This window comes from Paractinoplanes ovalisporus (assembly GCF_016834655.1).
Lineage (GTDB): Bacteria > Actinomycetota > Actinomycetes > Mycobacteriales > Micromonosporaceae > Actinoplanes > Actinoplanes ovalisporus.
This window is the reverse complement of record NZ_JAENHP010000021.1, coordinates 19,401-33,475: the sequence shown is the minus strand read 5'-3', so window position 1 is coordinate 33,475 and position 14,075 is coordinate 19,401. Positions and strand designations below refer to the sequence as shown.

At 71.3% G+C, this 14,075-nt stretch carries 11 protein-coding genes; 2 read left to right on the top strand and 9 right to left on the bottom strand.

What is annotated here, in order from left to right; translation table 11 throughout:
• Positions 1-34: 34 nt before the first annotated feature.
• The 9 genes from rpmA to JIG36_RS39825 form a co-directional block, all read right to left on the bottom strand.
• Positions 35-292, bottom strand: coding sequence for a 50S ribosomal protein L27 (rpmA, locus tag JIG36_RS39865; RefSeq protein ID WP_203381656.1), 258 nt, complete (start codon positions 290-292; stop codon positions 35-37).
• Between the two features lie 8 nt (positions 293-300).
• Positions 301-615 (bottom strand): 50S ribosomal protein L21, encoded by a 315-nt coding sequence (gene rplU, locus JIG36_RS39860; RefSeq protein WP_184953202.1) that lies wholly within the window; start codon positions 613-615, stop codon positions 301-303.
• 177 nt (positions 616-792) lie between these two features.
• Entirely contained in the window at positions 793-1,329 is a 537-nt protein-coding gene (locus JIG36_RS39855) for a hypothetical protein (RefSeq protein WP_203381655.1), read from the bottom strand.
• 132 nt (positions 1,330-1,461) lie between these two features.
• Entirely contained in the window at positions 1,462-4,731 is a 3,270-nt protein-coding gene (locus tag JIG36_RS39850; RefSeq protein WP_203381654.1) for an Rne/Rng family ribonuclease, read from the bottom strand.
• Positions 4,732-4,885: 154 nt separating this feature from the next.
• Positions 4,886-5,653 carry a TIGR03936 family radical SAM-associated protein gene (locus tag JIG36_RS39845; protein ID WP_203381653.1) on the bottom strand — a complete coding sequence of 256 codons (768 nt, stop codon included), beginning with the start codon at positions 5,651-5,653 and terminating at the stop codon, positions 4,886-4,888.
• Positions 5,654-5,655: 2 nt separating this feature from the next.
• The gene (locus JIG36_RS39840) at positions 5,656-7,599 is read right to left on the bottom strand and encodes a TIGR03960 family B12-binding radical SAM protein (RefSeq protein ID WP_203381652.1); all 1,944 of its coding nucleotides are present in this window, start codon (positions 7,597-7,599) and stop codon (positions 5,656-5,658) included.
• Between the two features lie 20 nt (positions 7,600-7,619).
• On the bottom strand, positions 7,620-8,003 hold the full coding sequence (locus tag JIG36_RS39835; RefSeq protein ID WP_236049160.1) for an STAS domain-containing protein: 384 nt from the start codon (positions 8,001-8,003) through the stop codon (positions 7,620-7,622).
• Complete coding sequence (locus JIG36_RS39830; protein ID WP_307873098.1) at positions 8,003-10,501, bottom strand: SpoIIE family protein phosphatase; 2,499 nt, start codon at positions 10,499-10,501, stop codon at positions 8,003-8,005. Before JIG36_RS39830 ends, JIG36_RS39835 begins: the two co-directional genes overlap by 1 nt.
• A 13-nt stretch (positions 10,502-10,514) precedes the next feature.
• The gene (locus JIG36_RS39825) at positions 10,515-11,312 is read right to left on the bottom strand and encodes an alpha/beta fold hydrolase (protein ID WP_203381651.1); all 798 of its coding nucleotides are present in this window, start codon (positions 11,310-11,312) and stop codon (positions 10,515-10,517) included.
• A 168-nt stretch (positions 11,313-11,480) separates the two neighbouring features.
• On the opposite strand from JIG36_RS39825, the gene JIG36_RS39820 reads away from it, so the two are divergent.
• Together JIG36_RS39820 and JIG36_RS39815 are read left to right on the top strand one after the other, a co-directional pair.
• Positions 11,481-12,584: a hypothetical protein gene (locus tag JIG36_RS39820; protein ID WP_203381650.1), complete on the top strand. Its 1,104-nt coding sequence runs from the start codon at positions 11,481-11,483 to the stop codon at positions 12,582-12,584.
• A gap of 29 nt (positions 12,585-12,613) precedes the next feature.
• On the top strand, positions 12,614-14,074 hold the full coding sequence (locus JIG36_RS39815) for a cryptochrome/photolyase family protein (RefSeq protein ID WP_203381649.1): 1,461 nt from the start codon (positions 12,614-12,616) through the stop codon (positions 14,072-14,074).
• Position 14,075 lies beyond the last annotated feature (1 nt).

The window sequence follows — 14,075 nt, the reverse complement described above, 5'->3', positions numbered from 1 at the left end:
GGACCCGGAGGTCCGCGGCCCGCTCAGATAAAAACTACTCCGCGGCCGGGACGATGCTGACGGTCTTGCGACCGCGCTTCGTGCCGAACAGCACATTGCCGGTCGCGAGCGCGAACAGCGTGTCGTCGCTGCCACGGCCGACCAGGTCGCCCGGGTGGAACTTCGTGCCGCGCTGGCGGATCAGGATCTCGCCGGCGCTGACCAGCTGGCCACCGAACCGCTTGACACCGAGCCGCTGGGCGGCGGAGTCACGACCGTTGCGGGAGCTGGATGCACCCTTTTTGTGAGCCATGAGTGGTCCTACTTCCCGCTCTTGATGCCGGTGACCTTGATCTTCGTCAGCGGCTGACGGTGCCCCTGGCGCTTGTGGTAACCGGTCTTGTTCTTGAACTTGTGGATCCGGATCTTCGGACCCTTGGTGTGCTCGGCGATCTCGCCGGACACCGTCACCTTGGCAAGCTTGGCCGCGTCGGTCACCAGGTTGTCACCGTCGACGAGGAGGACTGCGGCGAGCGTCAGCGAGTCGCCGGGCACACCCGCGAGCTTCTCGACCTCGATCACGTCGCCCTCGGCAACCTTGTACTGCTTGCCGCCGGTCTTGACGATCGCGTACATCGGACGCGGACTCCCTGAGACTTACGCAGCGTGGATCACTGCTTGGCGGATGAAGCTTGGTCTCGGCACTCGCCTCGAGGGCTCCGGCACGAGAACATGGCGCACAGAAAAGCGCCGTCAGAAAGCGTACTTCATGAGTGGGGCCGATCCCAAACCGGGGCCACACGCAAGCGCAGGTCAGCCCTTGCCGCAGGCCTTGTCCAGCTTGGCGGTCAGTTCGGCCATCTTGTCGGTGTCGAGCTTCTCGATGTCGCCCTCCAGCGCCTTGACCTGCGCACTCGCGTCGGTGAGGGCGGTCTTGAGGGTGACGTCGGTGGTGATCGCGGCCATGTTGGTCAGCGCGAACGAGAAGTTCTGCACGTCACGGGCGATCTTCTCGGCGGCCTGCTGCTTGGCCTCCGCCCCCTTGCTCGCCGCCTCGATCTTCAGCTTGTAGTCGTCGACGAACAGCTTGCCGAAGCTGGTGCTCGTGCGGTCGACCTGAGCGCAGATCTGCTGGGTGTTGCCGGTGAGCGCCGCGTCGGCCGAGGCCGCGAGGGCCGGGTCCGCAGCGGCCGTCGTGGAGGCGGCCGCCGGGCCGCCGGCCACCGCCGGGGTGCCGGCCGTGGCCGCACCGTCGGCGCTGCCCGCGTCATCGGAGCAGGCGGCCGTCAAGGTCAGCGCGGCCAGGGCGGCACACACGGCGAGGCCGGGACGAGGGGAAAAGCGGTGCATGGGGTCGGTCTCCTCGGGAGCGGGGGGAAGAGAGTCCCGAGAGAGTAACCGACATCACGACGGAAGCGGCCCGGTCAGTTAACTTTCTTTACCGAACCGCTCCCCATCGATCGTCACCAGGCGTTCAGGCGGTCAGGGCCGCGTACGCCTCCGAGTGCCGCCCCGCCGCGAACGGCGGCGCCCACCGGCGCCCGCGCCCACGGGCTCGTCGTCGTCCTCGTCATCGTCGTCGTCGGCCGCGTCCGGGTCGTCGGCGCCGGTGAGCCGCATCGGCTCGGCGTCGGCCGCAGGCGAGGCCGCCGGGGCCGCCGCCTCATAGCGGGACAGGTCGTAGCCGCTGATGTCGTAGTCGTCCTCGGGGTCGGCCTTGGTCAGCGCCGACCGACCGGCCGTGACGATGCCCGAACCCGCCACCGGGGGCAGCCCCGCGGTCTCGGCCGCCGGGTCGTCGCCGTCGTGCCGCACCGGGGCGGACGCCTCGGCCACGACCTCGGCCGGGGTCTCGACCTCGGCCTCGACCACGGCCGGCTCGGCGACCGCGGTCTCCCCGCCGCCACCACCGCCACGCCGGCGCCGGGACTTGCCGGCCGCGGGCTGCTGCTGCTGCGCCGGAGCCTGCTCCGTACGCGCCGCCGCCGCGACCGCCTTGACCTGGTTCGCCGCCCCGCCGTTCTGCCGCTTCTCGGGCACCGGCTCGGTGTGGATCAGCACCCCGCGGCCCTTGCAGTGGTCACAGGTCTCGCTGAACGCCTCGAGCAGGCCCGAACCGATCCGCTTGCGGGTCATCTGCACCAGGCCGAGCGAGGTGATCTCGGTGACCTGGTGCTTGGTGCGGTCGCGGCCCAGGCACTCGGTGAGCCGCCGCAGCACCAGCTCGCGGTTGCTCTCGAGCACCATGTCGATGAAGTCGATGACCACGATGCCGCCGAGGTCGCGCAGCCGCAGCTGCCGGACGATCTCCTCCGCCGCCTCGAGGTTGTTGCGGGTCACCGTCTCCTCGAGGTTGCCGCCCGCACCGGTGTACTTACCGGTGTTGACGTCGACCACGGTCATCGCCTCGGTGCGGTCGAAGACCAGGTGGCCGCCCGAGGGCAGGAACACCTTGCGGTCCAGGCCCTTGAGGATCTGCTCGTCGATGCGCTGGTCGGCGAAGACGTCCCCGGTGCCGGTGTAGCGGTGCATCCGCTCCAGCAGGTCGGGCGAGACCGAGTTGAGGTAGTTCTCGAGCTCCCCGTACGCCGAGTCGCCCTGCACCACGAGCTCGCGGAAGTCCTCGTTGAAGAGGTCGCGGACGACGCGGATGACCAGGTCGGGCTCCTCGGAGAGGGCGACCGGCGCGTGGCCCTCGGCCGACTTGCGCTGGATCTCCTCCCACTGCGCCTGCAGCCGCTTGACGTCACGGGCCAGGTCGTCCTCGCTGGCGCCCTCGGCCGCGGTCCGCACGATCACGCCGGCGCCGTCCGGAACAAGCTTCTTGAGGACGTCCCGCAGGCGCTTGCGCTCGTTGTCGGGCAGCTTGCGGCTGATCCCCGAGGCGTTGCCGTTGGGCACGTAGACCAGGTGCCGGCCGGAGAGCGCGATGTGGCTGCTCAGCCGGGCGCCCTTGTGCCCGATCGGGTCCTTGGTGACCTGCACGAGCACCGAGTCGCCGGAGCGCAGCGCCTGCTCGATCGAGCGCGCCCGTCCCTCGAGCCCGGTGGCGTCCCAGTTGACCTCGCCGGCGTAGAGCACCGCGTTGCGGCCCCGGCCGATGTCGACGAACGCCGCCTCCATGCTCGGCAGCACGTTCTGCACCTTGCCGAGGTAGACGTTGCCGACCATGGTGCCGGAGGTGCTGCGCGATACGTAGTGCTCGACCAGGATGCCGTCCTCGAGCACGGCGATCTGGGTGCGGTCGGGCTTCTGCCGCACGACCATCACCCGGTCGACCGCCTCGCGACGGGCCAGGAACTCCGACTCGCTCAGGATCGGCGGGCGGGTGCGGCGCTGCTCACGGCCGTCGCGGCGGCGCTGGCGCTTGGCCTCGAGCCGGGTCGAGCCCGAGACACCCTGCACCTCGTCCGTACGCCGGGGCTCGCGCACCCGCACGACGGTGTGCACGCCGTCCTCGATGCCACCGGTCTCGGCATCGGAGCCCGAGCCCTTGCGGCGCCGGCGGCGACGGCGGCGGGTCACGCCCTCGCCGTCCTCCGACTCGTCCTCGTCCTCGGACTCCTCGTCGGCCGACGCCTCGGCGCCGTCCTCGCCCTCGTCCTGCTCGCCGTCCTCGGCCGGACCCTTGCCCCGGCCGCGGCCACGGCGGCCCCGGCGGCGGCGCCGGCGCCCGGAGGCGCTGTCGTCATCGTCGTCGTTCTCGTCGTCGACACCGTCCTCGACGTCGTCGGCGCTCTCGTCGGCCTCGTCGACCGCTTCCTCGGCGGGCGGGGCCGTCACCTCGGTGTCGGTGGCCTCGGCCTCGGCCGGTTCCTCGGCCGCACCGCGGCGGCGACGCCGGCTGCGGCGGGTGGTCTCGGCCGGCTCCTCGGTGGCGACCGGCAGCTCGGCGACCTCGGCCTCGACCTCGGACAGGGCCGGGGTCTCGGGTGTCTCGGCGGTCACGGGCGGAACGGCGGCGGCGCCCCGGCGGGAGCGACGGGCCGGAGCCGGAGCGGTCTCGGTGGCCTCGGGCGGCATGAACAGCACGGCGGGCGGGAGGGCGGCGGCCCGGCGACCCCGGCGCGGGGCGGGCTTCTCCTCCTCGACGAAGTCGGCGTCCAGCGGGATCACACCGATGATCGGAGTGCCCTCGGCGGTCGCCTCCTCCTCGGTCGTCTCGTCGGAGACGGTGGGCTCCTCGCCCTCGACCAGGGCTTCGACCCGGACCGGCTCGACCGGCGTCTCGGCGGCGGGCGCCTCAGAAGCGGGCGCGAGCGTCTCGGCGGCCGGCTCTTCCACCGCGGCGGCGGGAGCGGCAGCCTTCTTGCGGCGGGTCCGCGTGGCCTTCACCGGCGGAGCGACCTCGGTGCCCTCTTCCGCTTCGGGAGCGGGAGCGGCGGCCGGGGCCGCCTTCTTGCGGGCGCGCGTTGCCTTCTTCACCGGTGTCGCCGGGACCTCGGCAGCGGCCTCCGACGATGCAGCGGCCTCCGGCGAAGCAGCGGCGGCCTCGGACGAGGTGACCGGTGACTCGTGGATGGCCGCGACCGGGTCGGACGGGCTCGCGACCGCGTCCTGCGCGTTCGCGGCCTCGATGGCCTGACCTGGCTCGTCGGCCGGCGCCTCGGGCGGGGGCGCCGCGGCCTTGCGGCGCGGGGCCCGCGTGCGGCGCGCGGGGGTGGTGCTTGCGGCGGTCTCGGGCGGAGTGGAAGCTCCGGCCCCTTCACCGCCCTGTTCTCCCGAATTGTCTCGGGGCTCGTTATCGAGCATGGGGCGCTCTCCAGTTCTGGCGGCCCCGGGCGCGTTTGAGCGCTGCCACGCAGGGTCGCCGCAAGTTTTTCGGTCCCGCCGGGTGAACGGACGGGCTGCCGAAGTCTGTCAACGGACGCCGGCTGCAGCCTGCGCCCTTCCGATGGAGCGTGCCTTACCCCGGAAGGGCCGGCTCACGATCCGCGTCCAACGGATCGACGAGCTCCCCCTGTGCGGTGAGCGTGCCCTGGGCCAGCCGAGTGACCCGAGGGGGCACCGGCGGCTCCAGGCCCGCCGCCACGCGCAGGCCGGAAAGGACGTCATCGGGACGTACGGCGGGCGTCACCTGTCGTACGACAAGGTCGATTATCGCACACGGTGCGCCGTCCGCCTCGGAAGGTACGGCGGACTGGTCGGTCACAGCGATGTGTGTCACTGCCGAACGGGCGTCGAACGAGCGTCGCCCCTGCTTGGTCATGCGCTCGACCAGCACTTCGTCGAGCTCGAGGAAGGCTTTGACCGCCGCCTCGGCCACCGGCGGATCAACCGAGAAAAGTTCGATCCGCCAGCGCGAGGCGTCGATCCGGTCGGCCAGACTGCCCGGACCGGCCACCACGGCCTCGACGATGTCGAGCCCCGGGGAGAGCGCCGCATCGAGAGCCAGGCGCAGCTGCTCGGGGTCGACCTCGGCCTGCAACCCGATCTCGAGGTATTCCGCCTCGCTGCCGACGCCGGTGGGCGCCGCGCTCGCGTACGAAATCTTGGGGTGGGGGTTGAAGCCCTGGGAGAAGGCGATCGGCACCGCCGCCCGCTGCAACCCCCGCTCGAACGCCCGGGCGAAGTCGCGGTGGGAGGTGAACCGCAGCGGGCCCCGCTTGGCATAGCGGAGACGGATGCGCTGGACGACCGGTGCCTGACCGCCCGGTGGCTGATTCTTGGCCATGATCAGACCGGCACCCGCAGGGAGTTCACGGGAGTCAACGGCAGCAGCTTCTTGCCCGTGGGGCCGATCTGGATCTCGGTGTCCATGGACGGGCAGACGCCGCAGTCGAAGCACGGGGTCCACCGGCAGTCGTCCTGCTCATATTCGGACATCGAGTCTTGCCAGTCCTGCCAGAGCCAGTCCTTGTCGAGGCCCGAGTCGAGGTGGTCCCAGGGCAGCACCTCGGCCTGCTCGCGCTCCCGGGTGGTGAACCAGTCGAGGTCGACGCCGAAGCCGGGAAGCACCTCGGCGGCGGACTCGATCCACCGGGCGTACGAGAAGTGCTCGCTCCACCCGTCGAAACGGCCGCCCTTCTCCCAGACCCGGCGGATGACCGCACCCACCCGGCGGTCGCCGCGCGAAAGCAGTCCCTCGATCAGCGACGGCTCGCCGTCGTGGTAGCGGTAACCGATGGCCCGGCCCAGCGACCGGTCGCTGTTGATCTCTTCCTTGAGCATCTTGAGCCGGGCGTCGATGACCTCGGGGCGCTCCATCGGGGCCCACTGGAACGGGGTGTGCGGCTTGGGCACGAACCCGCCGATCGACACCGTGCAGCGGATGTCCTTGGTGCCGGCGGCGATGCGACCAGCCTTGATCACCTCGTGGGCCATGCGGCCGATCTGCAGCACGTCGTCGTCGGTCTCGGTCGGCAGGCCGCACATGAAGTAGAGCTTCACCTGGCGCCAGCCGCTCGAATAGGCGGTGACGACGGTGCGGATCAGGTCTTCCTCGGTCACCATCTTGTTGATGACCTTGCGGATGCGCTCGGAGCCGCCCTCGGGCGCGAAGGTCAGGCCCGTACGGCGGCCGTTCCTCGACAGCTCCTGGGCGAGGTCGATGTTGAACGCGTCGACCCGGGTCGACGGCAGCGACAGCGAGACGTTGGTGCCCTCGTACTGCTCGGCCAGGCCGGAGCACATGTCGCCGATCTCGGAGTGGTCGGCGCTGGAGAGCGAGAGCAGACCGACCTCACGGAAGCCGGAGAACTCGAGGCCCTCCTTGACCATCTGCCCGACCGTGGTGATCGAGCGCTCCCGGACCGGGCGGGTGATCATGCCGGCCTGGCAGAAGCGGCAGCCGCGCGTGCAGCCGCGGAAGATCTCGACCGCGTAGCGCTCGTGGACCGTCTCGGCCAGCGGCACCAGCGGCTTCTTCGGGTAGGGCCAGGCGTCGAGGTCCATGGTCGTGCGCTTGGCCACGCGGAACGGGACGTCGGGCCGGTTGGGCACCACGCGCTGGATGCGGCCGTCGGGCAGGTAGTCGACGTCGTAGAAGCGGGGAACGTAGATGCTCTCGGTGCGGGCGAGGCGCAGCAGCAGCTCGTCGCGGCCGCCGGGGCGGCCCTCGGCCTTCCACTCGCGGATGATGCCGGTGATCTCGAGGACGGCCTCTTCACCGTCGCCCAGCACGGCGGCGTCGATGAAGTCGGCGATCGGCTCGGGGTTGAAACTGGCGTGGCCGCCGGCCAGCACGATGGGATCGTCGTCACCACGGTCGGCGCTGTCCAGCGGGATGCCGGCCAGCTCGAGTGCGGAGAGCATGTTGGTGTAGCCCAGCTCGGTCGCGAACGAGAGCCCGAGCACGTCGAACGCCTTCACCGGGCGGTGCGCGTCGACCGTGAACTGCGGGACGCCGTGCTCCTTCATGAGCGCCTCGAGGTCGGGCCACACCGCATAGGTGCGCTCGGCCAGCACGTCGGGCTGCTCGTTGAGCACCTCGTAGAGGATCTGGACGCCCTGGTTGGGCAGGCCGACCTCGTAGGCGTCGGGATACATCAGCGCCCACCGGACGGTGGTGGCGTCCCAGTCCTTGACGACGGCGCCGAGCTCGCCGCCCACGTACTGGATCGGCTTGCTGACCCGGGGCAGCAGCTGCTCGAGCTGCGGGAAGACGGAACGTACGCTCATGGGCCTCTAGGGTACGCGGGCTAACCCGTGAGATCCGCCGCGGCCCTGTCGAGATCCGTGGCCAGCACGTCCTCACGGAAGGCGCAGAGCTGCAGCGTCATCCGGGCCGCGCCGGTCTCGCCCACCACCAGCCGGGTCGGGATCGCGTGGTCGTCGAGATCACCGATCAGGGCGTCGAGCAGGCGAACCCCGGCGCTGTCGAGGAACGAGACCGTGGTCAGGTCGATCAGCACCTTGCCCGACTTCTGGAGCCGCTGGACGATCGCCTTGCCGATCTCGGGGGCGTTGGCCAGGTCGATCTCACCGGTCAGCGAGACCAGATCCGCGTCGCCGAACGTCGAGAAGGTGACCCAGCGCTCCAACTGCCCCATCGGCACCGGACGCCCGCCGCGCGTGAACTCCATTACGCCTCCCGGCGGCCCCGTCGCATGGTGACCGTGGTGCCGTCGCTGCGGTCGAAGAGCACCTGATCCATCGACTCCCGGATCAGTTGCAGGCCCCGGCCGCGGGACACGTCGGTGACCGGGCCACGCCAGGTGCCCCGATCGGTGACGCGGACCTCGACCGCGTCGTCCGTCACCGTCGCCACGACATCGATCATCCCGAACGGGTCGTCACGATAGCCGTGCTCGATCGCGTTCGCCACCGCCTCGGAACAGGCGAGCAGAACCGCGTCGCGGCACTCCGGTTCGACGTCGTGCGCGACCAGCCAGGCCCGCAGGTCGGCGCGGAGAAGGGCGATCTGCATCCGGTCGGCGCCGATGCTGCGCTCGATGCGTTCCTCGGTGCCGAGCGTCAGGCAGAGCATGCAGACGTCGTCGGTGTGGTCACGGCCGACCAGGGTGTCGGCGAGCCCGGCGGCCAGGCCCTGCAGCGGCGCGTCCCGGCGTCTCGCGTATTCGCGGGCCAGCATCTCGAAGCCCTTGTCGATCGGGCGGGTGCGGCGCTCGATCAGGCCGTCGGTGTAGAGCAGCAGGCGGCTGCCGGCGGGCAGGCGGCGACGGTGCTCGGTGCGGACCCGGTTGCCGGCCTTGGAGCCGAGCGCGGCCGAACGGGCCTGCAGCAGGTATTCCGGTGAGCCGGCCGGTTCCTGCAGCAGCGGGGGCAGGTGACCGGCGCAGGAATAGGCCACCTCGCCGGCGGCCAGGTCGATCTCGACGTAGGCGACCGTGGCCATGCGCGCCGACTCGACCCGCTCGACGAACCGGTCCAGCCCCTCGATCAGTTGCGCCGGGCCGTTCTCGTTCGAGGCCAGGGCGCGGACGGCGCTGCGCAGCTGACCCATCGTGGTGGCCGCCTCGATGCCCCGGCCGACCACGTCGCCGACCACCACGGCCAGCTTGTCCTTGGAGATCAGGAACGCGTCGAACCAGTCACCGCCGACCTCGAGGTCCTGCGTGGCCGCCTGGTAGTGGGTCTCGACGGCGAACCGGTTGTCGCCGCCCGGCAGGTCGCCGGCGAGCAGGCTGCGCTGCAGCGTGCGGGCGATCTGCCTCTCCTGCTCATAGAGCCGGGCGTTCTCGAGCGCGAGCCCGGCCCGGTCGGCCAGCTCGACCAGGAAGGCCCGCTCGGCCGCGGCGCCCCGCCGGTCGGGCGCCATCCGCAGCGCCAGCGTGCCCAGCACCAGCCCGCGGGCGGTCAGCGGCAGCACCGAGCAGTCGAGCTGGTCGGTCTCGGACGGGAAGACGGGCTCGCCGCTCGCCGCCACCTTGCCGAGGCGCTGCAGCAGCAGTTCCTCGTCGGGGCGCGGGCCGCCGCTGTCTTCCACCACCGGTGCCGAGCCGACGTGCAGCCGCACCTCGGCCCAGTCGGCGATCTCGGGCACCACCCGCTCGACCAGGCGTCGGGTGCGTCGCAGCAGCCGGTGCAGCTCGTCGAGCGAGCGGGTGGTCTCGGCCAGGAAGGTCGCCCTCTCCTCACGGCGCCGGGCGTCGTCATAGAGGCGGGCCCGGTCGAGCGCCTGGCCGGCCTGCTGGCCCAGGAGGCGGACGACCCGCAGCTCGCCGTCGGAGAGCAACCGCTCGCCCTTGAAACTGAACGCCAGCACGCCGAGCGTCTCGACCCCGGCCTGGTCGTCGGCCGGGCCGGTGGTCAGCGGCAGCAGCACCACCGTGTTGCGGCCCGAGCGGCGCATGCTGTCGACCAGGTCGGGGAAGTGCTGGCGGGCCTCGGCGACCGAGCCGACCACGTGCAGGTCGCCGCGCTCGGCGACCCGGGCCACGGCCCGCTGCGACGAGCGGGGCATGTCGTCCCAGTTGCCCGTCGTGGGGTCGGTCGAGGCCACCGCATAGATCGTGTCGCGTTCGGGGTCGACCAGATAGATGCTGCTGCTGGCCGCGCCGAAGGCGGACTCCGGGGCGCGGACGACCGCCTCGGCCACCTCGGCCTCGGTCGGCGCGGCGGCCAGGTCGGCCACGATCTGCTGGAGCACCCGGACCCGCCGCTCCGAGGCCTCGGCGATCTGACGCGCCAGCAGCAGTTCCTTCTCGTACTGCCGGCGTTCGGTCGCGTTGAAGACCATGGTGCGGATGGCCTTGGGCCGGCCCTCGTCGTCCCGGCCGAGCACCGAGTTGACCAGCGTGGGCAGCTGGCGGCCGTCGGCGCAGACCACGTCGAAGGCCAGCTCGTGCACCTCGTCCTGCATGCGCAGCAGAGGGGCGTAGTGGGTCTCGTGATAGATCTGCCCGCCCGAGGTGAGCAGGTCGCGGAAGCGCCGGTGGCCGACCAGCTCCCCGCGCGTGAATCCCGTCCAGGACAGGAACGTCTGGTTGACCCGGACGATCGTGCCGTCGGGGAGCGTGGTCAGATACCCGCACGGCGCGTGCTCGTACAGGTCGTCGGGGTCTTCGTCCCAGGGCGGGCGCAACTCCTGCGTCACGTCCGGCCCACCAGAGTCACTCACGGTCCGCCGCTTCTTACAGCCAAGCCTTCATGGCGTTGATCGTTTCTTCCGGTGCGCTCAGATTGGGACAGTGCCCCGTCGCGTTCATCTGGACGAGAGTGCTGCCGGCTGTGTGCTTGTGAACGTAGTCCCCCACGACGGCCGGTGCGATCACGTCGTCGGAGCACTGCAGGATCAGCGCGGGCGTCCGCAGCTTGAGCAGATCGTCGCGGTTGTCGGAGAGGAACGTGACGCGCGCGAACTTCTTCGCGATCTCGGGGTCGGTGCGGCAGAAGCTGTTGGTGAGCTCCTCGCCCAGCTCGGGCCGGTCGGCGTTGCCCATGATGACCGGCGCCATCGTGCTCGACCAGCCGAGGTAGTTGCTGTCGAGCGAGACCAGCAGCGAGTCGATGTCGGCCGCGTCGAAGCCGCCCGTGTAGTCCTCGCCGGGCTCGTTGATGTAGCGCGGCGACGGGCCGATCAGCACCAGGCGGGCGAACCGCTCCGGCTCCTTGATCGCGGCGAGCACACCGATCATCGCGCTCACCGAGTGACCGACGAAGACGACGTCGGTCAGGTCGTGCTCGTGCAGGATCTCGAGGATGTCGTCGGCGTAGCCGTCGAGGGAGGAATAACGGTCGTCGTCGTACGCCGACAGGTCGGACCTGCCGTTGCCGACGTGGTCGAAAAGGACAAGCCGGTGCGAGTCCGCGAAGGCGGGAGCGACCAGGCGCCACATGTTCTGGTCGCAGCCGTACCCGTGGGCGAACACCATCGGCTGACCGGTCGGATTGCCGGTCACGGTGACGGCATTTCTGCGTGTCGTTCTCATGTCCCGGTAACCATACGGCTCCAGAGCGTCTTGCACATCGCCCAGGTTGTCCGGCATTTGTATCCGGAGTCCGGTCTCCGGAAAGGGGCCGAGGGTGGCGCACCGCCTCTAACCTGGGGGTTGACCGCCTCGCCGGGGATCTTGCCCGGCAGTGAAGGAGATCGACGGATGCCCGACCCGCAGCCGGAGGACGTTCAGCCGGCGGACGCGACCCGGTTGGACGACGGTTCGGAACCCTCCACGGTGGACGCGCCGGTGCGCTGGAGCGGCTCGGCGGCCGTCCCCGCGCCGGCCCCGAAGAAGCAGTGGTGGCGACGGAACGAGGCGCCGGAGGCCCCGCCGCCGGAGCCGGAGGAGCCCGACCACTGGGCGACCACGCCCGCCGTCGACCCGTGGGCCGACCAGGACACGCCGTGGGACTCGTTCGCCCACGTGCCGCCCGAAGAGACACCACCCCCGATGCCCCCGACCCGGATCGAAAGGCCGGTCACGCCGCCGCCCCCACCTCCCCCTCCGGCGCCGAAACCGGTGAACCGACCGCCGGTCCCGGCGCCGCAGCCTCCGACCGGCGCCCCGGCCGCGCGCAACGAACCCAAGCTCTCCAAGAAGGAGCGCAAGCGGCTCGAGAAGCAGGCCCGGCAGCAACCGGTCAACCGCCTGGCGATCCAGACGCGCCCGCCGACGGTCCAGGGCCGCCCGATCCCGGCCCCACCGCCGTGGGCGGCTCGCCCGCCGGCCCGCCCGTTGCCGCCCCCGCCGCGCCGCAAGCGCCGCTGGGGCCGCCGCATCGCGCTGCTCGGCCTGATCGGCGTGGTGTGCTGCTGCGGCCTCCCGTTCGCCTGGACGCAGTCCCCGGCCGGTGACCAATATCCGGTGACGGCCGCCCTGCCCGACTCGTTCTCCGACCTGAAGCTGCGCGACACCGAGGACGCCGGCCCGAGCGGGTTCGCCGGCGAATACCGCGACGGCCGCGGCAAGCGGGTCACGGTCTTCGGCGAGACCGGCTTCCGGCTCGCCCCCGGCAGCGACGTGAAGAGCCGCATCGAGCAGGCCGCCGCCGAGTACGGCCTGACCGACGTGCAGTCGTACGACCTGGGTGAGTTCGGCGCCCACGAGCGGTGCGGCGTGGGTCGCGACGGCAACGCCTCGGTGGTTGTCTGCGCCTGGGCCGACCACGGCAGTCTGGCCACCGTGCTGCTGACCCGCCGCTCGATCGCCGACAGCGCCGACCTGGTCGCCCGACTGCGGGAAGAAGTCCTGACTCCGGGTTGATGGGCTGATCAAGCGGGCAGCATGACGGCATGACCCGACGCTGGCTGTTCGCCGATCAGCTCGGCCCCCACTTCCTCGACTCGCCCCGGCAGGAGGCGCTGCTGGTGGAGTCGAAGGCCGTGTTCCGGCGCCGCGCGTTCCACCGGCAGAAGGCCCACCTGATCCTGTCGGCGCTGCGGCACCGGGCCCAGGACGACGGCGTCCGGCTGGTCAAGGCCGACACCTACGCCGAGGCGGTCAAGCAGAAGGTCACCGTCTGCCATCCGACCTCGCGCGCCGCCCGCGCCCTGGTCCACCGCCTGCCCAACGTCGTCGAGGTGCTGCCGCCGCGCGGCTTCGTCACCGCGCCGGCCGACTTCACCGCCTGGGCGCACGGCCGTGACCACCTGCGCATGGAGGACTTCTATCGGGACGCCCGGCAGCGCCACGGCATCCTGATGGACGGCGGCGAACCGGCCGGCGGCAAGTGGAACCTCGACGCCGACAACCGCGAGCCACCGCCCCGCAGCGCCGAGAAGCTGGACGTGCCACCCGCGCCCGCGATCACCGAGGACGAGATCGACGAGGAGGTCCGCGCCGACCTCGACCGGTGGCAGCGCGAGGACGGCATCGAGTTCGTCGGGAACGACGGCCCCCGGCTGTTCCCGGCCACCCGGCGCGAGGCGCTGGCCCGGCTGCGGCATTTCGTCGAGCACCGGCTGCCGCTGTTCGGCCCGTACGAGGACGCGATGCTGGCCGGGGACCCGTGGATGAGCCACAGTCTGCTCAGCGCGTCGATCAACCTGGGGCTGCTGGACCCGCTCGAAGTGGTGGAACGGGCCGAGAAGGCGTACCGGGAAGGCAATGCCCCGCTGGCCAGTGTCGAGGGGTTCGTCCGGCAGATCATCGGATGGCGCGACTTCATCTGGCATCTGTACTGGTATTTCGAGCCGGACTACCGGGCCTCGAACGAGCTGGGCGCGCGCCGGGAGCTGCCGCGCTGGTTCGCCGATCTGGACGCCGACGCGGTCGAGGCCCGCTGCCTGTCCGACGTGCTGGCCGGGGTGCGCGACCACGGCTGGGTGCACCACATTCCGCGGCTCATGGTGCTCGGCAACTACGCGATGCAGCGCGGCTGGCGGCCGGGCGCGATGGCGGACTGGTTCCACCGCAGCTTCGTCGACGGCTACGAGTGGGTGATGACGGCCAACGTGATCGGCATGAGCCAGTTCGCCGACGCGGGGCGGATGAGCACCAAGCCGTACGCGTCGGGCGGCTCCTACATCAACCGCATGAGCGACTACTGCGGTGGCTGCCGCTACGACCCCAAGGTGCGGGTCGGTGACGACGCGTGCCCGTACACGGCCGGCTATTGGGCCTTCCTCGCGCGCAACGAGAAGGCGCTGGCCGGCAACTACCGCATGCGGCAGCCCCTGAACGGCCTGCGCCGGCTGGGCGACGTGGAGGCGCTGGTCGAGCAGGAGAGGGCCCGCGGCTCGCGCGCGCCCTGAC

Coding starts and splice junctions, on each gene's coding strand:
- rpmA (WP_203381656.1), bottom strand. CDS start 292: ATGGCTCACAAAAAGGGTGCATCCAGCTCCCGCAACGGTCGTGACTCC.
- rplU (WP_184953202.1), bottom strand. CDS start 615: ATGTACGCGATCGTCAAGACCGGCGGCAAGCAGTACAAGGTTGCCGAG.
- JIG36_RS39855 (WP_203381655.1), bottom strand. CDS start 1,329: ATGCACCGCTTTTCCCCTCGTCCCGGCCTCGCCGTGTGTGCCGCCCTG.
- JIG36_RS39850 (WP_203381654.1), bottom strand. CDS start 4,731: ATGCTCGATAACGAGCCCCGAGACAATTCGGGAGAACAGGGCGGTGAA.
- JIG36_RS39845 (WP_203381653.1), bottom strand. CDS start 5,653: ATGGCCAAGAATCAGCCACCGGGCGGTCAGGCACCGGTCGTCCAGCGC.
- JIG36_RS39840 (WP_203381652.1), bottom strand. CDS start 7,599: ATGAGCGTACGTTCCGTCTTCCCGCAGCTCGAGCAGCTGCTGCCCCGG.
- JIG36_RS39835 (WP_236049160.1), bottom strand. CDS start 8,003: ATGGAGTTCACGCGCGGCGGGCGTCCGGTGCCGATGGGGCAGTTGGAG.
- JIG36_RS39825 (WP_203381651.1), bottom strand. CDS start 11,312: ATGAGAACGACACGCAGAAATGCCGTCACCGTGACCGGCAATCCGACC.
- JIG36_RS39820 (WP_203381650.1), top strand. CDS start 11,481: ATGCCCGACCCGCAGCCGGAGGACGTTCAGCCGGCGGACGCGACCCGG.
- JIG36_RS39815 (WP_203381649.1), top strand. CDS start 12,614: ATGACCCGACGCTGGCTGTTCGCCGATCAGCTCGGCCCCCACTTCCTC.